The 24,313-nt window shown below is 66.7% G+C and carries 26 protein-coding genes; 7 read left to right on the top strand and 19 right to left on the bottom strand.

Translation table 11 applies throughout. The annotated features are described in order from the left end of the window. Together pgl and zwf are read right to left on the bottom strand one after the other, a co-directional pair. Entirely contained in the window at nt 1-717 is a 717-nt protein-coding gene (pgl, locus tag ACYAF3_RS20355) for a 6-phosphogluconolactonase (protein ID WP_003107678.1), read from the bottom strand. After that, entirely contained in the window at nt 704-2,173 is a 1,470-nt protein-coding gene (gene zwf, locus ACYAF3_RS20350) for a glucose-6-phosphate dehydrogenase (RefSeq protein ID WP_003113442.1), read from the bottom strand. Before zwf ends, pgl begins: the two co-directional genes overlap by 14 nt. 186 nt (nt 2,174-2,359) lie before the next feature. Between zwf and ACYAF3_RS20345 the strand changes: the two genes are divergently transcribed. Next, nucleotides 2,360-3,217: a MurR/RpiR family transcriptional regulator gene (locus tag ACYAF3_RS20345; protein WP_003091466.1), complete on the top strand. Its 858-nt coding sequence runs from the start codon at nt 2,360-2,362 to the stop codon at nt 3,215-3,217. An 8-nt stretch (nt 3,218-3,225) separates the two neighbouring features. Here the strand turns inward: ACYAF3_RS20345 and ACYAF3_RS20340 are convergent, their stop codons facing one another. The 11 genes from ACYAF3_RS20340 to edd form a co-directional block, all read right to left on the bottom strand. After that, complete coding sequence (locus ACYAF3_RS20340; RefSeq protein ID WP_003112064.1) at nt 3,226-4,077, bottom strand: D-hexose-6-phosphate mutarotase; 852 nt, start codon at nt 4,075-4,077, stop codon at nt 3,226-3,228. Between the two features lie 214 nt (nt 4,078-4,291). Continuing rightward, nucleotides 4,292-5,656, bottom strand: coding sequence for a carbohydrate porin OprB (oprB, locus tag ACYAF3_RS20335; RefSeq protein ID WP_003116413.1), 1,365 nt, complete (start codon nt 5,654-5,656; stop codon nt 4,292-4,294). Between the two features lie 43 nt (nt 5,657-5,699). Then, nucleotides 5,700-6,860 (bottom strand): ABC transporter ATP-binding protein, encoded by a 1,161-nt coding sequence (locus ACYAF3_RS20330; RefSeq protein ID WP_003114840.1) that lies wholly within the window; start codon nt 6,858-6,860, stop codon nt 5,700-5,702. A gap of 32 nt (nt 6,861-6,892) precedes the next feature. Next, the gene (locus ACYAF3_RS20325; RefSeq protein WP_003091470.1) at nt 6,893-7,738 is read right to left on the bottom strand and encodes a carbohydrate ABC transporter permease; all 846 of its coding nucleotides are present in this window, start codon (nt 7,736-7,738) and stop codon (nt 6,893-6,895) included. After that, on the bottom strand, nt 7,731-8,663 hold the full coding sequence (locus ACYAF3_RS20320) for a carbohydrate ABC transporter permease (RefSeq protein ID WP_003091471.1): 933 nt from the start codon (nt 8,661-8,663) through the stop codon (nt 7,731-7,733). The genes ACYAF3_RS20325 and ACYAF3_RS20320 overlap by 8 nt, the downstream gene beginning before the upstream one ends. Before the next feature lie 100 nt (nt 8,664-8,763). Next, nucleotides 8,764-10,026 carry an ABC transporter substrate-binding protein gene (locus ACYAF3_RS20315; protein ID WP_003091472.1) on the bottom strand — a complete coding sequence of 421 codons (1,263 nt, stop codon included), beginning with the start codon at nt 10,024-10,026 and terminating at the stop codon, nt 8,764-8,766. Nucleotides 10,027-10,139: 113 nt separating this feature from the next. Further along, nucleotides 10,140-10,493 (bottom strand): endonuclease domain-containing protein, encoded by a 354-nt coding sequence (locus tag ACYAF3_RS20310; protein WP_305954747.1) that lies wholly within the window; start codon nt 10,491-10,493, stop codon nt 10,140-10,142. Between the two features lie 57 nt (nt 10,494-10,550). After that, nucleotides 10,551-11,972, bottom strand: coding sequence for a two-component system sensor histidine kinase GtrS (gtrS, locus tag ACYAF3_RS20305; protein ID WP_012613857.1), 1,422 nt, complete (start codon nt 11,970-11,972; stop codon nt 10,551-10,553). 23 nt (nt 11,973-11,995) lie between these two features. Then, on the bottom strand, nt 11,996-12,724 hold the full coding sequence (gltR, locus tag ACYAF3_RS20300) for a two-component system response regulator GltR (protein WP_003091475.1): 729 nt from the start codon (nt 12,722-12,724) through the stop codon (nt 11,996-11,998). A 34-nt stretch (nt 12,725-12,758) separates the two neighbouring features. Next, on the bottom strand, nt 12,759-13,754 hold the full coding sequence (locus ACYAF3_RS20295; RefSeq protein ID WP_003114838.1) for a glucokinase: 996 nt from the start codon (nt 13,752-13,754) through the stop codon (nt 12,759-12,761). A gap of 102 nt (nt 13,755-13,856) precedes the next feature. Then, a complete protein-coding gene (gene edd, locus ACYAF3_RS20290) occupies nt 13,857-15,683 on the bottom strand; it encodes a phosphogluconate dehydratase (protein ID WP_003091478.1) in 1,827 nt (608 codons plus the stop codon). A 129-nt stretch (nt 15,684-15,812) separates the two neighbouring features. Here edd and gap point away from each other — a divergent pair, with 129 nt between their 5' ends. Further along, nucleotides 15,813-16,817, top strand: a complete 1,005-nt coding sequence (gap, locus tag ACYAF3_RS20285) for a type I glyceraldehyde-3-phosphate dehydrogenase (RefSeq protein ID WP_003091480.1) — start codon at nt 15,813-15,815, stop codon at nt 16,815-16,817. 6 nt (nt 16,818-16,823) lie between these two features. Here the strand turns inward: gap and ACYAF3_RS20280 are convergent, their stop codons facing one another. From ACYAF3_RS20280 to ACYAF3_RS20255, 6 genes are all read right to left on the bottom strand, one after another. Continuing rightward, nucleotides 16,824-17,006 carry a DUF1289 domain-containing protein gene (locus ACYAF3_RS20280; RefSeq protein WP_003091481.1) on the bottom strand — a complete coding sequence of 61 codons (183 nt, stop codon included), beginning with the start codon at nt 17,004-17,006 and terminating at the stop codon, nt 16,824-16,826. A 114-nt stretch (nt 17,007-17,120) separates the two neighbouring features. Then, a complete protein-coding gene (locus ACYAF3_RS20275; RefSeq protein WP_003114836.1) occupies nt 17,121-17,651 on the bottom strand; it encodes a hypothetical protein in 531 nt (176 codons plus the stop codon). 81 nt (nt 17,652-17,732) lie between these two features. After that, entirely contained in the window at nt 17,733-18,731 is a 999-nt protein-coding gene (gene scpB / locus ACYAF3_RS20270; protein ID WP_003114835.1) for an SMC-Scp complex subunit ScpB, read from the bottom strand. Between the two features lie 144 nt (nt 18,732-18,875). Next, entirely contained in the window at nt 18,876-19,628 is a 753-nt protein-coding gene (locus ACYAF3_RS20265; protein WP_003124353.1) for a segregation and condensation protein A, read from the bottom strand. Between the two features lie 172 nt (nt 19,629-19,800). Further along, nucleotides 19,801-20,430 (bottom strand): L-threonylcarbamoyladenylate synthase, encoded by a 630-nt coding sequence (locus ACYAF3_RS20260; RefSeq protein WP_003116407.1) that lies wholly within the window; start codon nt 20,428-20,430, stop codon nt 19,801-19,803. Next, on the bottom strand, nt 20,427-21,314 hold the full coding sequence (locus ACYAF3_RS20255; RefSeq protein WP_003116406.1) for a PHP domain-containing protein: 888 nt from the start codon (nt 21,312-21,314) through the stop codon (nt 20,427-20,429). Before ACYAF3_RS20255 ends, ACYAF3_RS20260 begins: the two co-directional genes overlap by 4 nt. Nucleotides 21,315-21,529: 215 nt before the next feature. Here ACYAF3_RS20255 and ACYAF3_RS20250 point away from each other — a divergent pair, with 215 nt between their 5' ends. From ACYAF3_RS20250 to ACYAF3_RS20230, 5 genes are all read left to right on the top strand, one after another. Further along, nucleotides 21,530-22,117 carry a septation protein A gene (locus ACYAF3_RS20250; RefSeq protein ID WP_023130790.1) on the top strand — a complete coding sequence of 196 codons (588 nt, stop codon included), beginning with the start codon at nt 21,530-21,532 and terminating at the stop codon, nt 22,115-22,117. 1 nt (nt 22,118) lies between these two features. Continuing rightward, nucleotides 22,119-22,418, top strand: a complete 300-nt coding sequence (locus ACYAF3_RS20245) for a YciI family protein (protein WP_003091489.1) — start codon at nt 22,119-22,121, stop codon at nt 22,416-22,418. A 175-nt stretch (nt 22,419-22,593) separates the two neighbouring features. Beyond that, nucleotides 22,594-22,956, top strand: coding sequence for a hypothetical protein (locus ACYAF3_RS20240; RefSeq protein WP_003114832.1), 363 nt, complete (start codon nt 22,594-22,596; stop codon nt 22,954-22,956). A gap of 10 nt (nt 22,957-22,966) precedes the next feature. Continuing rightward, nucleotides 22,967-23,644, top strand: a complete 678-nt coding sequence (locus ACYAF3_RS20235) for a response regulator transcription factor (RefSeq protein ID WP_003091491.1) — start codon at nt 22,967-22,969, stop codon at nt 23,642-23,644. A gap of 128 nt (nt 23,645-23,772) precedes the next feature. Further along, the gene (locus ACYAF3_RS20230; protein WP_003114831.1) at nt 23,773-24,213 is read left to right on the top strand and encodes a Spy/CpxP family protein refolding chaperone; all 441 of its coding nucleotides are present in this window, start codon (nt 23,773-23,775) and stop codon (nt 24,211-24,213) included. Nucleotides 24,214-24,313 lie beyond the last annotated feature (100 nt).

Below are 24,313 nucleotides of genomic sequence, written 5' to 3'. Positions count from 1 at the left end.
TCAGGGGTACCAATGGATCGTCAGCGGCGCGCGGAGGAAGGCGCGAACCGGCATCCGCCGTTCGTCCTCGACCGCCAGCGCGGCGTTCAGGGTGGCCAGCTTGGACTGGCCCTGGATCGCCAGCAGCTGCACCTTCGCCGCCGCCAGCACGGCGCGCGGTAGGGTCAGGCGCTGGTGCGGCACGCTCGGCGCCCACATCGGCAGGCAACGGCGCGTGCCCTGGGGATCCATCGCCAGGTCCAGGCCAGGGCTGTTCGGGAACAGCGAGGCGGTATGGCCGTCGTCGCCCATGCCGAGGACCAGCACGTCGATCGGCAACGGCAGCTCGTGCAGGTGGTGGTCGGCCAGCTCGGCCGCTTCCTCCAGGCTCGCCGCCGGCTGGTAGAGGCCGATGAAGCGCGCCTTCGCCGCCTCGCCACGGAGCAGGTGGCGGCGAACCAGGCCGGCGTTGCTATCGGCATGGGACTCCGGCACCCAGCGCTCGTCGGCCAGGCTGAGGGTGATCCGCGACCAGTCCAGCGGCTCCTCGCTCAAGGCTTCGAGGAAGGCCACCGGACTGCGCCCACCGGACACCACCAGCAGCGCCTGGCCCTGCTCGGCCAGCGCCGAGCGCAACCGGCCGGCAACCTCGGCGGCCAGGCCGCGGGCCTGCTCGGCGGCGCTGCCCCAGACCTGCAGGCCGACGCCGGCCGGCAGCTTCAACTCAGAAATCGCCATACCAACTCCTCCCATCGCGGGCCACCAGGGCCACCGAGGCCACCGGCCCCCAACTCCCCGCCGGATACGGCTTGGGCGCTTCGCTCAGGCGTTCCCAGCCAGCGATCAGCTGGTCGCACCACTTCCAGGCGAACTCCACCTCGTCCTTGCGCACGAACAGGTACTGGTTGCCCTGGGTGACCTCCAGCAGCAGACGCTCGTAGGCATCGGGAATCCGCGCCGCGTGGTAGGTCTCGGAAAAACTCAGTTGCAGCGGGCCGGTACGCAATTGCATGCCCTTGCCCAGGCCCTGGTCCTTGGTCATCACTTGCAGGGAGATACCTTCGTCCGGCTGCAGGCGGATGATCAGCCGGTTGCTGATCAGCGAACGCTGCTCGGGAGCGAAGATGTAGTGCGGCGGCTCCTTGAAGTGGATGACGATCTGCGACAGCTTCTGCGGCATGCGCTTGCCGGTGCGCAGGTAGAACGGCACGCCCGACCAGCGCCAGTTGCGGATGTCCACGCGCAGGGCGACGAAGGTTTCCGCGTCGCTGTCGCGATTCGCATGTTCCTCCTCCAGGTAGCCCGGCACTGCCTTGCCGTCGCTGAAACCGGCGGTGTACTGCCCACGCACCACGCGCGAAGCCAGTTGTTCTGCGGGAATCGGCTCGAGGGCGCGGAGGACCTTGACCTTCTCGTCGCGAATGCTGTCCGCCGAAAGGTCGCTGGGCGGATCCATGGCGATCAGGCAAAGCAGTTGCAGCAGGTGGTTCTGCACCATGTCGCGCAGTTGCCCGGCCTGGTCGAAGTAGCCCCAGCGGCCTTCGATGCCGACCTTCTCGGCCACGGTGATCTCCACGTGGGAGATGTGGTTCTGGTTCCACTGGGTCTCGAAGAGGCTGTTGGCGAAGCGCAGGGCGATCAGGTTCTGCACTGTCTCCTTGCCCAGGTAATGGTCGATCCGGTAGATGCGGCTTTCCGGGAAGAACCGGGCGACTGCCTCGTTGACCTCGCGGGACGACTCCAGGTCATGACCGATAGGCTTCTCCAGCACCACCCGGGTGCGCTCGGCGAGACCGGCGGCGGCGAGGTTCTCGCAGATGCCGCCGAACACCGAGGCCGGCGTGGCGAAGTAGGCGACCAGCGGCAGTTCGTCATCCACCGCCTCGCGCAAGCCGACATAGGCCTGCGGGTCGAGGAAGTCCATGCTCAGGTAGTCGAGGCGTTCGCGGAAACGCTGCCAGACCACGTCGTCCCACTCCTTCGCCGGCACTGCCAGGCGCAGGCGCTGCTCCAGCGTCGCCAGGTGTTCGGCGGGAGCGCCTTCGTCACGGGCCAGGGCCAGGACGCGGGTATCGCGGTGCAGCAGGTTCTCACGATCGAGTTGGTAGAGCGCCGGGAACAGCTTGCGCAAGGCGAGATCGCCCAGCGCACCGAACAGCGCTAACGTGCAAGGCAGAACGCGGACATCAGGCATTTGTTGTTACCAACCAAATATTGAGTGATATTGAGCCATCCACTGCGCAATTAAGACAAATATGTAGTAATTAAACAACATATTTTTCCCAGCCCGCCACGCTGTTGGTCGCATGCCGGCCTGACGTTAGGATAGGCGCCGCCGCCGGCCCTTCCCCGCCGGGCCGACAGAACACGAGGAACCCGGATGAAAAACCTGCTGGAGCAGATCCAGAGCCGCCTGGACGAACTGAACAAGGCGGAGCGCAAAGTCGCCGAGGTCATCCTGCAGAACCCGCAGCAGGCCACCCGCTTCAGCATCGCCGCCCTGGCCCAGGCGGCAGCGGTCAGCGAACCGACGGTGAACCGCTTCTGTCGCTCCTTCGGCATGAGCGGCTATCCGGAACTGAAGATCCAGCTGGCCCAGAGCCTGGCCAGCGGCGCTGCCTTCGTGACCCAGGCGGTAGCCGAGGACGACGGGCCGGAAGCCTATACGCGGAAGATCTTCAGCAACACCATCGCCTCCCTCGACAGCGCCCACAAGCTGCTCGACCCACGCGTCATCGACCGCGCCGTGGACCTGTTGATCCAGGCCCGGCAGATCCACTTCTTCGGTCTTGGCGCCTCGGCCTCGGTAGCGCTCGACGCGCAGCACAAGTTCTTCCGCTTCAACCTGGCGGTGAGCGCCCAGGCCGACGTGCTGATGCAACGGATGATCGCCTCGGTGGCGCATACCGGCGACCTGTTCGTGGTGATTTCCTATACCGGACGCACCCGCGAGCTGGTGGAGGTGGCGCACCTGGCGCGGGAGAACGGCGCCTCGGTGCTCGGCCTGACCGCCGCCGGCTCGCCGCTGGCCAGGGCCAGCACCCTGTGCCTGGACATCCCGTTGCCGGAAGACACCGACATCTACATGCCGATGACTTCGCGGATCGTCCAGCTCACCGTGCTCGACGTACTGGCCACCGGAGTGACCCTGCGCCGCGGCGTGGACTTCCAGCCGCACCTGCGGCGGATCAAGGAAAGCCTGGTGCCAACCCGCTATCCCCTCGACGAGGACAACTGACCGCCCGCCTATTGCAGGCCGGCGGCGAGACTCAGGCGCATGCGTTCGCCGGGCGCCAGGATCAGCCCGCCCGGGCGGTAGCCAGCGGCGCCGATACAGAGGAAGCGTTCCGCTTCGCCCGGCTCGACCTGCTCCACCGGGCGGCTGCCGGGGTGCCAGATCACGCTGCCGGCGCTGACGTTCTTGTCGATCCGCAAGCGGCGGTTCCAGCCGCCGTCCTCCAGCACCAGCGATCCGGGATGGTAGAGCACCTGCTTGACCGCGCCGCGCGGTATCCAGGTTCCCGGAATCCGCGAAGCGCCGCGCTGGCCGCGAGCCGACTCCAGCTCCATGCCGTGCACCACCACCCGGCTCAGCGCGCCGACCCGCCAGTAGGGCTGCAGGGCGAAGCTGAACAGGCAATCGTCGTCTTCCTCATGGTAGCTGCACAGCTCCAGCTCCAGGCGCTGGCCAAGGCGCGCATCGAGGCGCACGTGCCAGTCCTCCAGGTCCAGTTGCCAGCTCACCACCACCTTGCTTTCGTCGGCGTAGGCATCCAGCAGGCGCCATTCGCGTTGCCGCGCCCAGCCCTGCTGCGGCCATTCGCTGCCGTTCGGATGGCTGCCGAACCACGGCCAGCAGACCGGGATGCCGCCGCGCACCGGCGCGCTGCTGAGGGCCGGCCATTCGCTGGCGCACCACAGCAACGGGCGTTCGCCCTGCGGCTGGAAATGCAGGAGCTGCGCCCCTTGCCGACTGAATACGGCCTGGCACAGCGGATGGTCGATCAACAGCAGATCGCGACGTTGGAAGCGTACCCAGTCGAACGGTCGCTTGGCCCGCATGGAATGAAAGAAACGCTGCAGCGGATGCTCAAGCATGTCCGATTGTCCTACCCTCTCCCCTTCCCGGAAAGCCCGGGCGTGCATCCGTGTAGTTTTACTACATTTCGCACGCAAGCCCCAAATGATCGGCACAGGAAAAGCGTAGTCGGTTTGTAACAGGCAGCCGGGAAGAGCGGTCGCCGGAAAAAAACGGCCCGCCCGAAACGCTCGGGCGGGCCCAGGCACAACACCGGAGCAGGCAACGCGACGGTCAGAACACCGTCTGGATCTTGATCCCCGCCACCAGCGCGTTGTCGACCTCGTCGACCCCGCCCGGCTGCTTGATGTACTGCAGGTTCGGCCGCACCGTCAGCCAGTCGGTCACATGCACCCCGTAGTACAGCTCGGCGTTGTACTCGGTGTCCTGCAGCGGCTGGTACAGCGGGTTGTCGTAATCGTCGATGCCGTTCACCTGGTTCACCAGGCGCTGGCGCTTCTTCACATCGTCGTTGACATGGATGCGCGCGATGCCCAGGCCGATGTCGTCCTTCGGCCGCGCGTCGAACGGACCCTTGTAGACCACCCCGAGCTGCTGGTAGTTGTCCACCACGTTGGTCGCCTTGTCGTGGACCGTCAGGTTGGCAAACAGGCTCAACCCGCGCGAAGCATCGCCGTTGTGCGAAGTGACCTGCTGCTGCGCCACCACCCACCAGCCATGCTTGCTGCCGCGCGACTTGAAGTCGTTGCCGGTCAGCCCCTGCGGCTGGCCGTCGACGTCGTCGTAGACGTCATCGGCCTTCGCCGTGCTGTAGTAGTAGCCCAGCCGGTACTCGCCCGGCAGTTGCTCGGCGCCGACCTTCGGCTGCCAGATCAGCTCCACCGGCAGCAGCGCGCCCTTGGTCCCGCTGCCGCTCATCTTGAAGCCGTTGCCGGTCTCCAGGTTCGACGGGTTCTGCTCGTAGGCGCCGACCTGCACGTACCAGTCCGGCGCGAAGTTGTACTTCACCCGCAACGCCCACTGGCTGACCGGCCAGTTGTACCAGATGCTCCCCGCCCAGTTGCCCACCTGCGAGCCGCAGAAGGCCAGGTTCTGGAAATCGCAGGGGAAGCTGTTGAAGTCCTCGCCCTCGCCGAAACGGCCGAATTTCACGTCCAGCGCGCCGTCGAAGTACTGCTGCTTGAGCCACAGCTGGGTCAGCCGCCAGGTCTGCCCGCGGCCCCAGACCTCCTGCACCGAGCTGATGTGCCCGGCACGCGGGTCGCCGATGCGGTCGTTGGAAAGGTTCTTGCCGTTGCGCTCGGTGACGGTGAACTGGAACTCGGTAGCCTTCCAGCCGAGGATCTTCTCCAGGTCCATGTGCACGCCCAGGGCGAACTGGTCGGTGTAGCGTCCTGTCTTGTCGTCGTCATAGCCGCCGTCGAGGTTGGCCGCCGCCTCGCCGACGTACTCCAGCTTGAAGTCGTAGCCCTTCTCCAGCAGCTCGGTGCGCTTGCCGCCCCAGTCGCCGAGCATCCATTTCGAGTTCGGGGAGAACGCCTCGGCGGCGTGCGCCGCGCTCCCCAAGCCCAGCGCTCCAAGGGCAAACAGGCAGCCAACGGTCCTGGCGGCCGGTCTGGTTTTCTTGTTCTTGTACATTTCCAGCGTCCTCGTGGTTGTGGTCTAGGCAGTACGAAAGGATTCAGGAGTTCTTCTGGCGATTGCCGTTCAAGGCGGTGACCTTCTCCGCCGCCACGCCCGCCGTGCGCACGGCCACGCGCTCGCCGCTCTGCGCGTCGAACAGCAGGACCCGCGCGGGATCGAAGCGCAGGCTCATGCCGCTGCCCGCGGCCGGCGCGACGTCCGGCGCCAGGCGGCAACAGACCTTGACCTGGTTGACGGTGACGAAGACCAGGGTGTCCGGCCCGGTCGGTTCGAGCACCTCGACCTCGGTACGCAGGTCATGGGCAGCGCTGCCATCGCCCAGGGCGATCTGCTCCGGTCGTACGCCGAGGATCAGCTCGCGCCCCTCCTCCAGGCCGGGCTCCAGGCTCAGCGGCAGTTCGATACGGTCCTGGCCGCTATCGAGCAGGCCGGTCCAGCGTCCGTCCCGGCGCTGCAGGCGCAACGGAATGAAATTCATCGGCGGCGAACCGATGAAGCTGGCGACGAACAGGTTGGCCGGGTCGTTGTAGATCTGCTGCGGCGTGCCGAACTGCTGGATGACGCCGTCCTTCATCACCGCCACCTTGTCGCCGAGGGTCATGGCCTCGATCTGGTCGTGGGTGACATACACGGTCGTGGTCTTCAGCCGCTGGTGCATCAGCTTCAGCTCGGTGCGCATTTCCACCCGCAGCTTGGCATCGAGGTTGGACAGCGGCTCGTCGAACAGGTAGACCTTGGGCCGCCGCGCCAGCGCCCGGCCCATGGCCACCCGCTGCTGCTGGCCGCCGGAGAGCTGCGAGGGCTTGCGTTCGAGCAGGTGCTCGATCTGCAACAGCCTGGCCACCCGCGCCACCTCCTCGTCGATGGCGGCCTGGGGCATCTTGCGGATCTTCAGGCCGAAGGCGATGTTCTCGCGCACGCTCATGGTCGGGTACAGGGCGTAGGACTGGAAGACCATGGCGATGTCGCGGTCCTTGGGGCTCATGCCGCTGATGTCCTGGCCGTCCACCAGGATCGCACCGCCGGTGATGCTCTCCAGCCCGGCGATGCAGTTCATCAGGGTCGACTTGCCGCAACCCGAGGGCCCGACGAGGATCAGGAATTCGCCGGAGTCGATCTTCAGCCGGATGTCCCTGAGGGTATCGGCCAGGCCGCTGCCGTAGCTCTTGTGCAGGTTGCGCAGTTCGAGGGTTGCCATGTTTCGTTCGTCTCCGGGGTCAGCGACCCGTCTCAGCCTTTCACGGCGCCGGCGGTGAGGCCGCGCACGAAGTACTTGCCGGCCAGTACGTAGACCACCAGCGTGGGCAGCGCGGCGATCATCGCCGCGGCCATGTCGACGTTGTATTCCTTGACCCCGGTGGTGATGTTCACCAGGTTGTTCAGGGCCACCGTGATCGGTTGCGAATCGCCGCTGGCGAACACCACGCCGAACAGGAAGTCGTTCCAGATCTGGGTGAACTGCCAGATCAGGCAGACCATCACGATGGGCGTGGACATCGGTAGCAGGATGCGCAGGAAGATGGTGAAGAAGCCGGCGCCGTCCAGGCGCGCGGCCTTGACCAGGGCATCCGGGATCGCCACGAAATAGTTGCGGAAGAACAGCGTGGTGAAGGCCAGGCCGTAGATCACGTGGACCAGCACCAGGCCACTGGTGGTATTGGCCAGGCCGAGCTTGCCGAGGGTGAAGGACATCGGCAGGAGGATCACCTGGAACGGCAGGAAGCAGCCGAACAACAGCGCGCCGAAGAACAGCTGGGAACCGCGGAAGCGCCACATCGACAGCACGTAGCCGTTCAACGCGCCGATGAAGGTGGAGATCAGCACGCCGGGCACGGTGATCAGCACCGAGTTCCAGAAGAACGCGCCGACGCTGTCCCAGGCCTTGAGCCAGCCGATGACGGTGAAGGTGTCGGGCAGCGACAGCAGGTTGCCGGTGCGGATGTCGTCCGGCGTCTTGAAGCTGGTCAGCAGCATCACCAGCAGCGGCACCAGGTAAAGCGCGCAGGCGCCCCAGAGGGTCAGGTGCACGGCCAGGCGGCTGACGCTGAAGCTCGGGTTCAGGGACGCGTCACGCATGGCGCTTGCCTCGCAGTTCGGAATACAGGTAAGGCACCACGATCGCCAGTACAGCGCCGAGCATCAGCATCGCGCTCGCCGCGCCGAGCCCCATCTGGCCACGGGTGAAGGTATGCGCATACATGAACATCGCCGGCAGGTCGGAGGAATAACCCGGGCCGCCGGCGGTCATCGCCGCCACCAGGTCGAAGCTCTTGATCGCGATATGGGCGAGGATCATCAGCGCGCTGAAGAACACCGGGCGCAGGCTCGGCAGGACGATGCGCAGGTAGATGGTCGGCAGGCTCGCACCGTCGACCTGGGCGGCGCGCACGATGGCCGGGTCGACCCCGCGCAGGCCGGCGAGGAACAGCGCCATGACGAAGCCGGAGGCCTGCCACACGGCGGCGATCACCAGGCAGTAGACGACCCGCTCCGGGTCCACCAGCCAGTCGAAGCGGAAACCTTCCCAGCCCCAGTCGCGGAGCAGCTTGTCCAGGCCCAGGCCCGGATTGAGCAGCCACTTCCAGGCGGTGCCGGTGACGATCATCGACAACGCCATGGGATACAGGTAGAGGGTGCGGATGAAGCCTTCGCGGCGGATGCGCTGGTCCAGCAGCACTGCGAGGAACACTCCGAGCACCAGGCAGATGGCGATGAACGAGCCGCCGAAGAGCAGCAGGTTCTTGCTCGCCACCCACCAGCGGTCGTTGTCCCACAGGCGCTGGTACTGGCTCAGCCCGGCCCACTTGTAGCTGGGCATGAAGCGCGAGTTGGTGAAGGACAGCAGCAGCGTCCAGCCAATGTAGCCATACATGCAGAACAGCACCACGACCACGCTTGGCGCCAGCACCAGCTTCGGCAGCCAGCCTTGCAGGCGATCGAGTGGCGAGACGCGACGAGGCGCTACCGGAGCCGTGGGATAGACAGGGGAATTGGTCGCCATGCGTTTTCTCGCGTGCGAAGGAACCCACCCGTGCCGCTCGGCGGCACGGAGCCAGTCGGGAGGATCGAGCGGAGCCCAGGCCGGGCTCCGCGCCAGGGACTTACTGCGCCGCCGCCTCGATGGCGGCCGCCAGTTGCTGGGCGGCCTTCTGCGGATCCGCGGCGGGGTCGTTGAAGAAGTTGGTCACCACGTCGAAGATCGCCCCCTGCACGTAGCTGGAAGCGGCCATGCTGTGGGCCATGCTCGGCACCAGGTTGCCGTCCTGGGAAGCCTGCTTGAAGTCCTTCATCGACTGCTGGGCGCAACTGTCGAACGGCGCCATGTCGGCGTCCAGGCGAACCGGGATGGAGCCCTTGTTGAGGTTGAAGTCCTTCTGGAAGGACGGGTCGAGCACGCTGCGCGCCAGGTCTTCCTGGGCCTTGCGGTTCTCCGCGTTGCTCAGCTTGAACATCACCAGCGAGTCGATGTTGTAGTCGAAGGCTTTCTGCGTGCCGGGGAACGGCAGGCACTGGTAGTCCTTGCCCGGCACCTTGCCGGCGGCGGTGAACTCGCTCTTCGCCCAGTCGCCCATGATCTGCATCCCGGCCTTGCCGTTGATCACCATCGCCGTGGCGGCGCTCCATTCGCGACCGGCGGCGTCGGCATCGACGTAGCCGCGGAGCTTCTTCAGCGCGGCGAACACCTCGACCATCTGCGCTCCGGTGAGGGTCGCCTTGTCCTGTTCGACGAAGGCCTTGCGATAGCCTTCCGGGCCCATCTTGCTCAGCACCAGGTTCTCGAACACGGTGCCGTCCTGCCACGGTTGGCTGCCATGGGCCAGCGGCGTGAAACCGGCGGCCTTGAGCTTGTCGGCGGCGACGAACAGTTCGTCGAGGGTGGTCGGCGGGGTGGCGCCGGCCTTCTTGAACACTTCCGGGTTGATGTAGAGCCAGTTCACCCGGTGTACGTTGATCGGCACTGCTACGTAGTCGCCGTCGTACTTCATGATCTGCGCCACCTGCTTCGGCAGCAGGCTGTCCCACTTGCCTTCGGCGGCCACCGCGTTGAGGTCGGCAAGCAGGCCCAGTTCGCCCCACTCCTGGATATCCGGCCCCTTGATCTGCGCCGCGGCCGGCGGATTGCCGGACACCGCGCGGGTCTTCAGCACGGTCATCGCCGCCTCGCCGCCACCGCCGGCCACGGCGAAGTCCTTCCAGGTGTGGCCCTTGGCTTCGACCAGCTTCTTCAGGGTTTCGGCGGCGCGCTTCTCGCCGGCGGAGGTCCACCAGTGCAGCACTTCGACTTCGCCGGCCTGGGCCAGCAGCGGGGAGAGACAGAGGGAGGAAAGACAGATGACGGCAGAGAGGCGACGGATCGCATTCATGAGGAAAACCTTCTTCTTGTTATTCGGAGCAAGTCTGCGCTTGCAATGCTTCGAGTCTATTCAAGCGTTCCGCGTCGCGGGTAACGAAGCGATCCGGGTTTGTCACGGAGTGGTTACATTGGGATTGAGGCAGAGCAGAAAAATCTGGACTTGAACTCGGCAAGGCGGTTTCGCGACAGAAACCTCCTACAACACGAGAATGACCTCCAGCAGCACCTCCCTGCGCGCCAGCACCTTGTCGTTCCAGAACCGCAGTACCCTGGACCCCGGCTCTCCAGCCAGGCATCGGCCGGCGAACCCACATGCTGCCCCCCATCCAGTTCGATCACCAGCATCCGCTCATGGCAGACGAAATCGACGATGTACGGCCCGAGAACCTTCTGCCGACGAAACTTCAGCCCGAGCAATCGATGCCCGCGCAAACACTGCCATAGCGCCCGCTCCGCCTCTGTCTGCGGCTGCCGCAGAACGCGGGAGAACCTCGTGCCTGCCCGCCTCGTTCAAGGGCCCGCCAAGCCAGCCCATCACTCCAGCCCCAGGCGCGGCAAGCGCAGGCTGACCCGCAGGCCGCCCTCGCGACGGTTCTGCAAACTGACTTCGCCGCCATGGGTGTGCGCGATGTTGCGCGCGATGCCCAGGCCCAGCCCGTAGCCCTGCCCTCGCGGAGACAGACGGAAGCGCGGCTCGAAGATCTGTTCCAGGCGCTGCTCGGGCACGCCGGGGCCGTCGTCGTCGACGTGCAGCACCACCGCTTCCGGCCCGTCCTCCAGGCTCAGGCGGGCGCGTTCGCCGTATTTCAGCGCATTGTCCAGCAGGTTGCCGATACAGCGCTTGAGCGCCAGGGGCTTGCCCGGATAAGGCTCCGCGGCGCGACCGACGACCTCCACCCGGCCATCGGCCAGGTAGGGCTCGGCGATGTGCTGGAGCAACAGGTTGAGGTCGACCGACTCGACGTTCTCGTGGATATCGGTGTCCTTCACGCACTGCAGCGCGCCCTTCACCAGCAGTTCCAGCTCGTCCAGGTCGCGCCCGAACTTCTCCTGCAAGCGCTCGTCCTCGAGGAGTTCTACCCGCAGGCGCAGGCGGGTGATCGGCGTGCGCAGGTCGTGGGAGATGGCGCTGAACAACTGCCCGCGCTCGTTCAGGTAGCGGTCGATGCGCTCATGCATGGTGTTGAAGGCGCGCGCCACCTCCACCAGTTCGCTGGCGCCGCGCTCCTCCAGCGCTGCCGACGGACTGCCCAGGGCCAGGTCGCGGGCGGCGCGCGCCAGGCGCTTGAGCGGACGGCTCTGCCAATGCATCAGCAAACCGGTGAAAAGCAGCAGCAACAGGCTGGTGAAAACGATCGAGAGCACCTGCTGCGGTTGCAGTCCCTCGGGTTCCAGGCTGACGTACGGCGCCGGCATCAGGCTGGCGATGTACAACCACTCGCTGTCGCCGATGCGGATCTGGGTCACCAGCACCGGCGGGTTCACCGGCTCCAGGGTCAGCGCGTAGTGCGCCCAGGAACGCGGCAGCTCGTCGAGCTTCAGCGCGCCGTTGAACAGGCGCAGCTCGTCGGGACTGACGAATTCGACCTGCAGCTCGACCTCCTTGCCCAGGCGTTGGTGCAACACGTCCTGGACGATCTCCAGCACCGCCTGCTTGTTCGGCGTGTCCGGCAGGGCACGCATCTCCAGCGGCCGGTCGTTCAGCGAGACGAAGAAGCGCGTACCGCCCATGCTGCGCAACTGGTCGAGCACCAGCGGACGGTAGCCGAGCGGCAGGGAACGGAAGTAGCTGACGCTGGCCGCCATCGAGTAGGCCAGGCTGCGCGAGCTGGTGAGCAGGCCCTCGCGCTGGCTGGAGCGCAGGTGCGACAGCCAGAACAGGCTGGAAAGCCCTTGCGCGACCAGCACCGCGAGCAGGGTCAGGAGCAGCATGCGCCCGAGCAGCGAGCGCGGCACCGGCGACCAGCGCCGCCGTTCGCTCATGGCTGCAGGTGCGGCCGCACCTGCGCCGCCAGCAGGTAGCCACTGCCGCGCACGGTCTGGATCAGCCGCGGCGCCTTGCCGGTGTCGCGCAGGCGCTGGCGCAGGCGGCTGACCGCCATGTCGACGATGCGCTCCAGCGGCAGCACCTCGCGGCCGCGGGTGGCGTTGGCGATGGTGTCGCGGTCGAGGATCTGCTGCGGATGGTCGAGGAACAGCTTGAGCAGGGCGAAATCCGCGCCGCTGAGGAAGAACTCCTCGCCGTCCTCGTGGAACAGTCGGTGGCTGACCGTGTCCAGCCGCCAGTCCTCGAAAGCCAGTACGTCGCCACCGCGCACCTGGGTGAACTGCGCGCGGCGCAGCAGGGCCTTGATCCGCGCCAGCAGCTCGCGCGGGCTGAACGGCTTGCCCAGGTAGTCGTCGGCACCCAGTTCCAGGCCGATCACCCGGTCGGCCTCGTCGGAACTGGCGGTGAGCATGATGATCGGCATGCAGGCCAGGCGCTGGTGGGAGCGAATCCAGCGACAGAGGCTGAAGCCGTCCTCGTCCGGCAGCATCACGTCGAGGATCGCCAGGCTCGCCTCCTCCTCGCACAGCGCCTGGCGGAAGTCGGCGCCCCGCGAGACGCTGCGGACCTGGAAGCCGGCGCGGCTCAGGTAGGTCTCCAGCAATTCGCGGATTTCCTGGTCATCGTCCACCAGCAGGATCGATCGTCCGTTCGCGCTCACGAGGCTCCTCCTTATGCGGTTGCTCGACGCCGACTCAGCCCTCGGCGTCCAGGGCCTGCTGCAGGGCGACCCCGGCGCCGAGCAGGCCCGGATGTTCGGCGGTCATGACCCACACCGGTACGTCCTGCAGGTAAGCGCCGCTAGTCTTGCCACGGCTGGCGAAGGCCTCGGCGAAGCCGCTGGCGATGAAACGCTCGAGGAAACGCGGGACGATGCCGCCGGTAATGTAGACGCCACCGAGCGCGCCGACGGTGAGCACCGCGTTGCCGGCGACCCGCGCCAGCCACAGGAAGAAGTGCTCCAGCACGGCGTCCGCCTGGGCGTCGCCGGCCATGGCCAGGGCACCGACTTCCGCCGCACTGCTCGCGCGTACGGCGACCCCGTCCAGGGCACAGCTGATTTCATAGAGGGCGAGCAGGCCGTTGCCGGACAGTGCGCGCTCGGCGGAGACATGTCCGTAGCGCGCCTGCAGGCCCTGCCAGAGCGCGAAGTCGCGCGGCGAAGTGACCGGCAGGTCGACGTGCCCGCCCTCGCAGGGCAGCACTTCCCAACGTCCCCCGCCCAGCGGCAGCAGGCTGCCGACGCCAAGGCCGGTGCCGGGACCGATGATCAGCCGGGCGCGATCCGCCTGGGCGCTGCCGGCGCGGACCTGCACCAGCTCGTCCGCGCCTAGCCGCGAGGCGGCCCAGGCCATGGTGCTGAAGTCGTTGACCAGCAGCAGGTGATCCAGCCCCAGCTCCTCGCGGAACGCGGCACGATTGATCACCCAGTGGTTGTTGGTGAAACGGAAATCGGCCGCCCCGACCGGACCGGCGCAGGCCAGGCAGACCGAGTCGATGTTCGCCACCGATTCGCCGATCCGCGCCAGGTAGTCGCGCACGGCCAGTTCAGGCCGCGGGTAGTCGGCGCAGGCGAGCACCTCGATGGATTCCAGGCGCTGCCCGCGCCAGAGCGCGAAACGCGCATTGGTGCCGCCGATATCGCCGACCAGGCCGAGGCCGCCGGCGCTTCTTTTGTTGTCGTTATTCATCGTCGTTGAACCGCAATGCCCCGCGCCAGGGCGGGACGGTCGGCAGATGTTGCCGGAGAGACAGCCGCCAGCCAAGCGCCGGCGGATATCGACCTATCAGAATCAGCGCCAGCCGTTGAGGCTCTCGGTAAAGCTGCAGGCGCCCTCTTCCGCGCTGCTCATGGCGTTGCGCATGAAGGCGAACAGCTCGCGGCCGCAACCGAGATTGCCGTCCTGCGGCGCCGGCTCCAGGCTGCGCGCCTGCCATTCGGCGTCGTCGACCAGCACCCGCAACTCGCCGTTCACCCCATCCACCCGCACCCGGTCGCCGTCGCGCAGGCGCGCCAGCGGACCGCCGGCGATGGCTTCCGGACTCACATGGATGGCCGCGGGCACCTTGCCCGACGCCCCGGACATGCGCCCGTCGGTGACCAGCGCCACCTTGAAGCCACGATCCTGCAGGACCCCGAGGAACGGCGTGAGCTTGTGCAGCTCCGGCATGCCGTTCGCCCGCGGGCCCTGGAAACGCACCACGGCGACCAGGTCGCGCTCCAGCTCGCCGGCCTTGAAGGCCGCGGCCAGGCTGGCCTGGTCGTGGAAGATCCGTACCGGCGCCTCGACCACCTGGTGTTCCGGCGCCACCGCCGAGACCTTCATCACGCCGCGACCGAGGTTGCCCTCCATCAGGCGCAAGCCGCCTTCGGCGGAGAACGGCTTGTCCAGCGGACGCAGGATGGCTTCGTCGAGACTCCGTTCCGGCCCTTCGCGCCAGACCAGCCGGCCATCCTCGAGGAACGGCTCGCGGGTGTAGCGGCGCAGGCCGGGGCCGGCGACGGTCTGTACGTCCTCGTGAAGCAGCCCGCCGTCGAGCAGTTGGCGGATCAGGAAGGACATGCCGCCGGCCGCCTGGAAGTGGTTGATGTCGGCCTGGCCGTTCGGATAGATGCGCGCCAGGGTCGGCACCACATGGGACAGCTCGGACATGTCCTGCCAGGTCAACTGGATGCCCGCCGCCTGGGCGATCGCCAGCAGGTGCAGGGTGTGGTTGGTCGAGCCGCCGGTGGCGAGCAGCGCCACCACCGAGTTGACGATGGCCTTCTCGTCGACGATCTCCGCCATCGGCACGTAGTTGCCGTTCTCGGGGGTCAGCCGGCTGGCCTGGCGTGCCGCTTCGCGGGTGAGTTCGTCGCGCAGGGGGGTGTTCGGGTTGACGAAGGAGGCACCGGGCAAGTGCAGGCCCATCACCTCCACCAGCAACTGGTTGGTATTGGCGGTGCCATAGAAGGTGCAGGTGCCGGGTGCATGGTAGGAGGCCATTTCCGAGGCCAGCAGCTCTTCGCGAGTGGCCTTGCCCTCGGCGAACAGTTGGCGCACCGCGGCCTTTTCCTTGTTGGAGATGCCGGTCGGCATCGGCCCGGCCGGGACGAACACGGTGGGCAGGTGGCCGAAGCGCAGCGAGCCGATCAGCAGGCCCGGCACGATCTTGTCGCAAACACCCAGGCACAGCGCTGCATCGAACATGTTGTGAGACAGCGCGATGGCGGTGGACATGGCGATCACGTCGCGGCTGGCCAGCGACAGTTCCATGCCCGGCTCGCCCTGGGTCACCCCGTCGCACATGGCCGGCACGCCGCCGGCGAACTGGCCGACCGAACCGATCTCGTGCAGCGCCTGCTTGATCAGCCCCGGAAAGCGCTCGAACGGCTGGTGCGCCGAGAGCATGTCGTTGTAGGCGGAAACGATGGCCACGTTGGCCTGGTTCATCAGCCGCAGGGTCTGCTTGTCGCTTTCGCCACAGGCCGCGACCCCGTGGGCGAGGTTGCCGCACGGCAGGGTGCCGCGGTGCGGCCCCTTGCTGGCCGCCGCCCGGACCATCTCGAGATAGCGCTGGCGAGTGGCCGCGCTACGGGCCTGGATGCGGCGGGTGACTTCGAGCACACGAGGGTGCATGGCAGATTCTCCTACAGACTATCAATTGTTGTTTTTACAACATAATCATCGGTTGAAGGATGTTTACTTTTCTTTCTGGACGAAATGTAATGGTTTTTACCACAACAATAGAAAAGAGACGACCTCATTATGACTATCCGCCTGGCCATCAACGGCTTCGGTCGCATCGGCCGAAACGTTCTTCGCGCCCTGTATACCGGCCACTACCGCGAACAGTTGCAGGTAGTGGCGATCAATGACCTCGGCGACGCCGCGGTCAACGCCCACCTGTTCCAGTACGACAGCGTCCATGGACGCTTTCCCGGCGAGGTCGAGCACGATGCCGAAAGCCTGCGGGTGATGGGCGACCGCATCGCCGTCAGTGCCATCCGCAACCCGGCGGAACTGCCCTGGAAGAGCCTCGGCGTGGACATCGTGCTCGAGTGCACGGGGCTCTTCACCAGCCGCGACAAAGCCGCTGCCCACCTGCAGGCTGGCGCCGGCAAGGTGCTGATCTCGGCGCCCGGCAAGGACGTCGACGCCACCGTGGTCTACGGCGTCAACCACGAGGTGCTGCGCGCCTCCCATCGGATCGTCTCGAACGCCTCCTGCACCACCAACTGCCTGGCACCGGTGGCCCAGGTGCTGCATCGCGAGCTGGGCATCGAGCACGGCCTGATGACCACCATCCATGCCTACACCAACGACCAGAACCTCTCCGACGTGTACCACCCGGACCTGTACCGCGCACGTTCGGCGACCCAGTCGATGATCCCCACCAAGACCGGCGCCGCCGAGGCGGTCGGCCTGGTCCTGCCGGAACTCGCCGGCAAGCTTACCGGGCTGGCGGTGCGGGTGCCGGTGATCAACGTGTCGCTGGTCGATCTCACCGTGCAGGTGGCCCGGGATACCAGCGTAGACGAGGTCAACCGCCTGCTGCGCGAAGCCAGCGAGGGCTCTCCGGTGCTCGGCTACAACACCCAGCCGCTGGTGTCGGTGGATTTCAATCACGACCCGCGCTCGTCGATATTCGACGCCAACCACACCAAGGTCAGCGGCCGGCTGGTCAAGGCGATGGCCTGGTACGACAACGAGTGGGGCTTCTCCAACCGCATGCTGGACAGCGCCCTGGCGCTGGCCGCCGCCCGCGACTGACGCGCCTCAGCGGAACTTGCGCCGACCGCGCGCCTGCAACGCCAGCAGGCGCAGGTCGGCCTCGGCGAGGATCAGTCGCTGCTCGGCCTTGTCCGCGCGCTTCCAGGCACGGATTTCCTGGCGCGTACGCCCGCAGCCACGGCACACGTCGGCATCGAACTCACAGATATTGATGCAAGGACTTTTCAAGCGTTCCCCCTTTTTTGGCGCGGACCGCAACCGGACCTCGCCCGTCACTTCACGACAGGCGGCGGGCCGGCGTCCAGGAGGGAATGACTATCGGGCCGATCGAGCGGCCCGCGGTCACTCGGCCTCGGCGTCGCGCAGGCTTTCGTAGGCAGGCGCGGCATAGATGCCGGCCTCGACGCAGAGCGCCATGACCCGCGGCAGGTCCTGGGTATAGACCAGCACCGCCTGCAACTCGTCGTCCAGCGGCTCGCTGAAATCCACCAGCACGTAGCCGCCCTTTTCCGGATACATGCTGCTCAGTTGCACCTGGATACGGTTGAGGGCGACCAGCGGCTCGGTCTTGAGCAACTGCTTCGGCTTGATGTTGAACGCCACGTCCTTGCCGAAGGAGGCGACGATCCGGGCGAACAGCTCGGCATAGGTGTCGGCCTGGAACAGCACGATATCCGGCAGGCTACCGACCACCACCCACTCGCCGAGCGGGATCGGGAAGCTGTCGTCGTAGTTGATATCCGGGTTGGCGGCGAGGAACCCTGCCGGATCGGCATAGGCCTGGGCCGCCTCGTCGGCGATCCGCCGGATCTCCTCGGCGCCCATGCAGCCGGTGCTGATGAGGGTGATCAGTTCGTTCAGGGTCTCTTTCATGGGCGGGTTCCAGGGTCGATGAAACGGAGCGGGCCGGCCTCGCCGGCGCGGCCGGATGAATTCTACAGGGTGGAACGACGGTCAGCGGCGCGGCCAGTCGTCGTCGGCGTCCAGTGCCTCGCGCTCCTCGCGCATGGCCTCCGCCAGAGCGCGCTCCTCGTCATCGGGATCGGCGCCCGCGACAGCCTCCGCGACGGCAGGCTCGACGGCTTGCTCCGCGACCACGGGAATCGGCCCAGCCGCTGGCTCGGCGGACTCGTCGCCCTGCTCCGAGGGCTCCGGAGGGTCGAGCAGGTCGTCGAAGTCGGTCTTCAGGCCCTGCTCCATCTCGTCCAGTTCCAGCAGCAGGCTGCGGAAGCTGGTTTCCTCGCGCGGCTTCTCCGGCTCGCCGGCCTCCCCCTCGATCTCCTCGAGGCTTTCCCCGGCCTCGGCGATGGCGCGATCGGCCAGGGCCTGGATCGAGGCAGGAATCGCATCCTCGTCGAGATCGTCGCGCGGCGGCTGCGCCGCGGGCGCCACTTCGACCGGCGGTTCCGGCTCGGGCTCCATCTCGCGCAGCGCCGACAGCGGCGGCAGCTCGTCGAGGCTCTTCAGGTTGAAATAATCGAGGAACGCCTTGGTAGTCGCCAGCATCGCCGGGCGCCCCGGCACCTCGCGGTAGCCAACGATGCGGATCCACTCCCGCTCCATCAGCGTCTTGACGATCTGGGTGTTCACCGCCACGCCGCGGATCTCCTCGATCTCGCCACGGGTGATCGGCTGGCGGTAGGCGATCAGCACCAGGGTTTCCAGCAGCGCGCGCGAATAGCGCTGCGGACGCTCCTCCCAGAGGCGGCCGACCCACGGCGAGAAACGCTCGCGAATCTGCAGGCGATACCCGGACGCGACTTCCTTCAGCTCGAAGGAGCGCCCTGCGCAGGACAGTGCCAGGATCGCCAGGGCGTCGCGGAACTGCCCCGGCTCCGGCCGCTCTGCCTCGTCGAACAGCTCGGCCAGGCGTTCCAGCGACAGCGGCTTGCCGGCCGCGAGGAGGATGCCTTCGAGCAGAGTGGCGAGTTCGTGGGGATCGGACAGGTTCATCGTCGCAACGGATACCGGAGCCAGGAAGAGGGAAAGATAGCGGAATCGGGCATGCAGCTTAACAGGCCACGGCAGGGAGCGAAGCCGGAAGCTCGGAAAAGGCGACCGTCCGCAGGGGGACGAACGGCCAGCGGCGCGGCGCGCTCACTCGAAATCGTCTTCCAGGGCTTCCTCCAGGGTTTCGCCTTCCTCCGCTTCGCGGGCTATCCGCAGGCGCACATGGATGGCGCCGAAAGCCTCGTTCTGCACCAGTTCCACCATCTGCTCCTTGACCAGTTCGAGGATCGCCATGAAGGTGACCACCACGCCGAGCTTGCCCTCCTCCAGGGTGAACAACTGGATGAAGGGCACGAAGGCGCCGCCTTTCAGGCGCTCCAGCACTTCGCTCATGCGTTCGCGGGTGGACAGTACCTCGCGGGTCACCTGGTGGCTCTCGAACAGGTCGGCGCGGCGCAGCATCTCGCCCATCACCAGCATCAGCTCCTGCAGCGCCAGCTCCGGCAGCAGCTTGCGCGCCCGCGCCTCGGGAGCAGCCACCGCCGGCACCAGCACGTCGCGGCCGACCCGGGGCAGTTCGTCGAGGTCTTCGGCGGCCTTCTTGAACCGTTCGTACTCCTGCAGGCGGCGGATCAGCTCGGCCCGTGGATCTTCCTCTTCCTCCTCGGCTTCCGCCGAGCGCGGCAGCAACATGCGCGACTTGATCTCCGCCAGCATCGCCGCCATCACCAGGTACTCGGCGGCCAGCTCCAGGCGCACCGCCTTCATCAGCTCAACATAGCCCATGTACTGGCGGGTGATTTCCGCCACCGGGATATCCAGGATGTCGATGTTCTGCTTGCGGATCAGGTATAGCAGCAGGTCGAGCGGGCCCTCGAAGGCCTCGAGGAAGACCTCCAGCGCGTCCGGCGGGATATAGAGGTCCTGCGGCAGCTCGGTGACCGCCTCGCCGTAGACCAGCGCCAGTTGCAGCGGCACCCGCTCGGCGGCGGGTTCGGCTGGAGGGGTGTCGGCGTTGGCCGGGTTATCGTCCTGCATCGCTAGGCTCGTGGTGGGCGGATTCGGGCGGCGCTCAGGCCGGCTGCATGAACGGCGCCGGATCGCCGCAACCCACGCGGATCACTTCGGGATCGGTGTCGGTCAGGCTGATCACGGTGGAGGCCTCGCCGCCGCCATAGCCCCCGTCCACGATCAGGTCGACCTGGTGTTCCAGTACCTGGCGCATTTCATAGGGATCGTTCAGTGGCTCGCCTCTGCCGGGCATGATCAGGCTCACGCTCATCAGCGGTTCGCCCAGTTCCTCCAGCAGCGCCCGGGCGATCGGACAGTTCGGCACGCGCAGGCCGATGGTGCGGCGCTTGGGGTGCAGGAGCATGCGCGGCACCTCGCGGGTGGCGCTGAGGATGAAGGTGTAGGGACCGGGGGTGTGCGCCTTGAGCAGGCGGAACAGGCCGGTGTCGACCTTGGCATAGACGCCCAGCTCGGAAAGGTCGCGGCAGACCAGGGTGAAGTTGTGCTTGTCGTCCAGTTGGCGGATGCGGCGGATGCGATCCACCGCGGTCTTTTCGCCGATGCGGCAGCCCAGGGCATAGGACGAGTCGGTGGGATAGACGATCACCCCACCCTGGCGGACAATTTCCACCGCCTGCTTGACCAGCCGCGGCTGGGGATTTTCCGGATGGATCTGGAAGAACTGGCTCATTCGGCCCCCTTGGCTTCGGAATGACGTTCGGTATCGCGAAAATGCCTGGCGAAACGCGGCCACATGGCCGGAAGGTCCTCTGGAACCGCACGGTACATGCCCAGTTCGGACCAGTCGCCCGGCGCGTGGAAATCGCTGCCGGCGGTGACCATCAGGCCGAACTCGCGGGCCAGGATCGACAGGGTACCGACCTGTTCGGCCGGCTGCACGCCATTGACCACCTCGATGGCGTGTCCGCCGGCCTGGAGAAAGTCGGCGACCAGGCGCCGGCGCTTGGTCCGGGTGAAATCATAATGATACGGGTGCGCCAGGCTGATCCAGGCGCGCGCCTCGCGCAGGCAGCCGACCACTTCCTCCAGGGTCGGCCAGTGCTGCTTGACGTCTCCCAGCTTGCCGGCCCCCAGCCACTTGCGGAACGCGTCGGCGCGATCCTTGACCCAGCCGCCCTGGACCAGGAACTCGGCGAAATGCGGCCGCGCCGGCGCGTTGCCGCTGTCGCCCAGGGCCCGCTGGATCGCCCGCGCGCCCTCCAGCGCACCGGGCATACCCTTGGCCGCAAGCCGCCGGTCGATTTCCTCGGCGCGCGCCCAGCGGCCCCGGTGCAGGGCTTCGGTCGCCTGGCGCAGGGGAGCGGCGTCGAGGTCGAAACCGTAGCCCAGCACATGAATGGTGGCACCGCCCCAGGTGCAGGACAGCTCGATACCGTTGACCAGTTCGATACCGAGTCGAGCGGCCGCCTGGTGGGCTTCCGGCAGGCCTTCCAGAGTGTCGTGGTCGGTCAGCGCCAGCAGCCCGACGCCTTTCTCGTGGGCCCGCTGCACCAGGGCGGCGGGCGCGAGCACGCCATCGGAGGCGGTACTGTGGCAATGCAGATCGACACGCATGGCTGAATCCTGATTCCAGTGAAGAATGGTGATGAAGCAACGCCGATTCGCTGCCTCGCGGTATCGAGACGTACCGTTCATGGGTCCGGGGAGCCTGCTCCACCTGGCGAATGCGCCTGCGGCACAGGCCTGACGCATTCGGAAAGACAGGATGACTGTTTCAGAACATCCAGAGGTTGCTATTATGCCGTTTCAACCGTGTCCTGACTGCCACCATGAAGCAATTCATCGATTTCATCCCACTGATCCTGTTCTTCATCGTCTACAAGATAGACCCTCAGAACGTCGAGTTCGCCGGGTTCAATCTGAGTGGCATCTACGGCGCGACCGCGACCCTGATCCTCGCCTCGGTGATCGTCTACGGCGCCCTCTGGCTCAAGCACCGCCACCTGGAAAAGAGCCAGTGGTTCACCCTCGGCGCCTGCCTGGTCCTCGGCGGCCTGACCCTGGCCTTCCACGAGGACACCTTCCTCAAATGGAAGGCGCCGCTGGTCAACTGGCTGTTCGCCCTGGCCTTCGCCGGCAGTCACTTCATCGGCGACAAGCCGATGATCCAGCGCATCATGGGCCATGCCATCCAGTTGCCGCAGGGCCTCTGGGTGCGCCTGAACATCGCCTGGGTGATGTTCTTCCTGGTGTGCGGCTTCGCCAACCTGTACGTGGTCTTCACCTATCCGAACTTCTGGGTGGACTTCAAGGTGTTCGGCAGCCTCGGCATGACCTTGCTGTTCCTGATCGGCCAGGGCCTGTTCCTGGCTCGCCACCTGCACGACGCCGATACCGGCGAAAAGCCCAAGGACTGACATGCTCTACGCGATCATCGCCCGTGACATCCCCGCTTCCCAGGAACGCCGCCTGGCCAGCCGCCCGGCCCACCTGGCCCGTCTCGAACAGCTGAAGGAAGAAGGCCGCCTGGTACTCGCCGGCCCGCACCCGGCGATCGACAGCAACGACCCGGGCGCCGCCGGCTTCACCGGCAGCCTGATCGTCGCCGAATTCGATTCGCTGGCCGCGGCGCAGAGCTGGGCCGAGGCCGATCCCTACCGGGCCGCCGGGGTGTACGCCGAGGTGGTGGTCAAGCCGTTCAAGAAAGTCCTGCCCTGAGGCAGTCGCCGGGTACCGGCGGCCGGCCCGGTCGCCCTCCCGGCAAACGTTTTCGCACCGGACGCCGCTTTCCGGTGCCCGCCGCAGCGCAACCAGGCCGGCCCGGCGCTTTCGCCAAGCCGGAAGGGCGAACCGGAAGACAGTGCAATCCGTCGCTTCATCGGTACAAGGAGTCATGATGCGTCCATCCGCTGCCCATTGCCTGCTGCTGAGCCTGGGAGCTTCCCTGGCCCTGGCCGAGGAACCCGCGCCGGCACCGATTCCAGCCGCGCAACCTTCCATTACGCAGGCTACCGCCGAACTGGAGCGCCGCCTGGTGGAAACGGAACGCCAGCGCGACGAACTGGTCAGTCGTATGCGCCAGGAGAACCGCCAGTTGCGCGAGCAGCTGCAGGCGGCCCAGGCGCAGCGGCAACCGCCGCTGCTCACGGAAGAGCAGACCTGGTATGTCGCCGGCGCCGCCACGGCCCTGCTCGCGTTCGTCCTCGGTGCCCTGAGCCGCGGCCGCCGGCGACAGCGACGCGAATGGATCAATTGAGCGACACTCGATGAGCGAACTGCTGTTGATCGACGATGACCGGGAGCTCTGCGAGCTGCTCGGTACCTGGCTGGTCCAGGAAGGTTTCTCCGTGCGTGCCAGCCACGACGGCGCCCAGGCCCGTCGCGCCCTCGCCGAGCAGACACCGGATGCCGTGGTGCTCGACGTGATGCTGCCGGACGGTAGCGGCCTGGAACTGCTCAAGCAACTGCGCGGCGACCATCCCGACCTGCCGGTGCTGATGCTGTCCGCCCGCGGCGAGCCGCTGGACCGCATCCTCGGTCTGGAACTGGGCGCCGACGACTACCTGGCCAAGCCCTGCGACCCGCGCGAACTCACCGCACGGCTGCGCGCCGTGCTGCGGCGAACCCACCCGGCGCAACCCAGCGCGCAGATGCAACTGGGCGACCTGTCGCTGAACCTGACGCGCGGCGTGGCGCAGATCGACGGCCAGGAGATCAGCCTGACCCTTTCCGAAAGCCGCATCCTCGAAGCGCTCCTGCGCCAGCCCGGCGAGCCGCTGGACAAGCAGGCCCTGGCGCAACTGGCGCTGGGCCGCAAGCTGACCCTCTACGACCGCAGCCTGGACATGCACGTCAGCAACCTGCGCAAGAAGCTCGGCAGCCACCCCGACGGCAGCCCGCGCATCCTCGCCCTGCGCGGCCGCGGCTACTACTACAGCCACTGAGCGGGTTTCGTCAGCCCGCCGACACAAGGTCTTTACCCAAGCTTTACCCAGGGCTGACCGCGCTTGACCTTGACCTCCCTAGACTGGGCTCATCCGGTAAATGGCCGGACCCAGAAAGGAGAAACACCATGCGCAAGACGCTAACCGCCCTGTTCATCGCCGCCGCCCTGCCGACCTTCGCCATGGCCGCGCCCGCCGCCAACGACCTGCCACCCCCGCCGATGGAAGGCGGCCACATGATGGGCCAGCACGGTCCCCGGCATGGCGGCCCGATGAAGGAACTGGACCTGACCCGCGAACAGCGCCAGCAGATGGGCAAACTGATGGGCGAACAAATGAAGGCCCGCCACGAGATCACCCAGCGCTACCTGGCCAAGCTGCCGGCGGCCGAGCAGAAGGCCCTGAAGGACGAACTCAAGGCCAGCCACGAGAAGACCCAGAAGGACATCCGCGCCCTGCTCACCCCCGAGCAGCAGAAGAAGTTCGACGAACTGCAGAAGAAGCGCGAGCAGCGCAAGGCAGAGTGGGCCGAATTCCAGCAATGGAAGGCCGACAAGAAGTCCAACTGACGTCCGAGCCACCGCTACCGGGTCCTCCGGTAGCGGTCTTCCGACCAGCCGGAATCGCATATCCTAGGGGTTTACCCTCGCGGCCGGCCCGACATGCGAT

Source organism: Pseudomonas sp. TZ252, assembly GCF_056110345.1.
This window is presented reverse-complemented; position numbering and strand designations above follow the sequence as displayed.

What these genes read in the sequence shown, in the direction of transcription:
- ACYAF3_RS20330 (WP_003114840.1), bottom strand. Translation starts at nt 6,860, where the DNA reads ATGGCAACCCTCGAACTGCGCAACCTGCACAAGAGCTACGGCAGCGGC.
- gap (WP_003091480.1), top strand. Translation starts at nt 15,813, where the DNA reads ATGACTATCCGCCTGGCCATCAACGGCTTCGGTCGCATCGGCCGAAAC.
- ACYAF3_RS20320 (WP_003091471.1), bottom strand. Translation starts at nt 8,663, where the DNA reads ATGGCGACCAATTCCCCTGTCTATCCCACGGCTCCGGTAGCGCCTCGT.
- ACYAF3_RS20230 (WP_003114831.1), top strand. Translation starts at nt 23,773, where the DNA reads ATGCGCAAGACGCTAACCGCCCTGTTCATCGCCGCCGCCCTGCCGACC.
- ACYAF3_RS20260 (WP_003116407.1), bottom strand. Translation starts at nt 20,430, where the DNA reads ATGAGCCAGTTCTTCCAGATCCATCCGGAAAATCCCCAGCCGCGGCTG.
- ACYAF3_RS20315 (WP_003091472.1), bottom strand. Translation starts at nt 10,026, where the DNA reads ATGAATGCGATCCGTCGCCTCTCTGCCGTCATCTGTCTTTCCTCCCTC.
- ACYAF3_RS20255 (WP_003116406.1), bottom strand. Translation starts at nt 21,314, where the DNA reads ATGCGTGTCGATCTGCATTGCCACAGTACCGCCTCCGATGGCGTGCTC.
- ACYAF3_RS20250 (WP_023130790.1), top strand. Translation starts at nt 21,530, where the DNA reads ATGAAGCAATTCATCGATTTCATCCCACTGATCCTGTTCTTCATCGTC.
- pgl (WP_003107678.1), bottom strand. Translation starts at nt 717, where the DNA reads ATGGCGATTTCTGAGTTGAAGCTGCCGGCCGGCGTCGGCCTGCAGGTC.
- ACYAF3_RS20340 (WP_003112064.1), bottom strand. Translation starts at nt 4,077, where the DNA reads ATGCTTGAGCATCCGCTGCAGCGTTTCTTTCATTCCATGCGGGCCAAG.
- ACYAF3_RS20295 (WP_003114838.1), bottom strand. Translation starts at nt 13,754, where the DNA reads ATGAATAACGACAACAAAAGAAGCGCCGGCGGCCTCGGCCTGGTCGGC.
- ACYAF3_RS20245 (WP_003091489.1), top strand. Translation starts at nt 22,119, where the DNA reads ATGCTCTACGCGATCATCGCCCGTGACATCCCCGCTTCCCAGGAACGC.
- ACYAF3_RS20235 (WP_003091491.1), top strand. Translation starts at nt 22,967, where the DNA reads ATGAGCGAACTGCTGTTGATCGACGATGACCGGGAGCTCTGCGAGCTG.
- zwf (WP_003113442.1), bottom strand. Translation starts at nt 2,173, where the DNA reads ATGCCTGATGTCCGCGTTCTGCCTTGCACGTTAGCGCTGTTCGGTGCG.
- ACYAF3_RS20240 (WP_003114832.1), top strand. Translation starts at nt 22,594, where the DNA reads ATGATGCGTCCATCCGCTGCCCATTGCCTGCTGCTGAGCCTGGGAGCT.
- oprB (WP_003116413.1), bottom strand. Translation starts at nt 5,656, where the DNA reads ATGTACAAGAACAAGAAAACCAGACCGGCCGCCAGGACCGTTGGCTGC.
- ACYAF3_RS20275 (WP_003114836.1), bottom strand. Translation starts at nt 17,651, where the DNA reads ATGAAAGAGACCCTGAACGAACTGATCACCCTCATCAGCACCGGCTGC.
- edd (WP_003091478.1), bottom strand. Translation starts at nt 15,683, where the DNA reads ATGCACCCTCGTGTGCTCGAAGTCACCCGCCGCATCCAGGCCCGTAGC.
- ACYAF3_RS20345 (WP_003091466.1), top strand. Translation starts at nt 2,360, where the DNA reads ATGAAAAACCTGCTGGAGCAGATCCAGAGCCGCCTGGACGAACTGAAC.
- scpB (WP_003114835.1), bottom strand. Translation starts at nt 18,731, where the DNA reads ATGAACCTGTCCGATCCCCACGAACTCGCCACTCTGCTCGAAGGCATC.
- ACYAF3_RS20325 (WP_003091470.1), bottom strand. Translation starts at nt 7,738, where the DNA reads ATGCGTGACGCGTCCCTGAACCCGAGCTTCAGCGTCAGCCGCCTGGCC.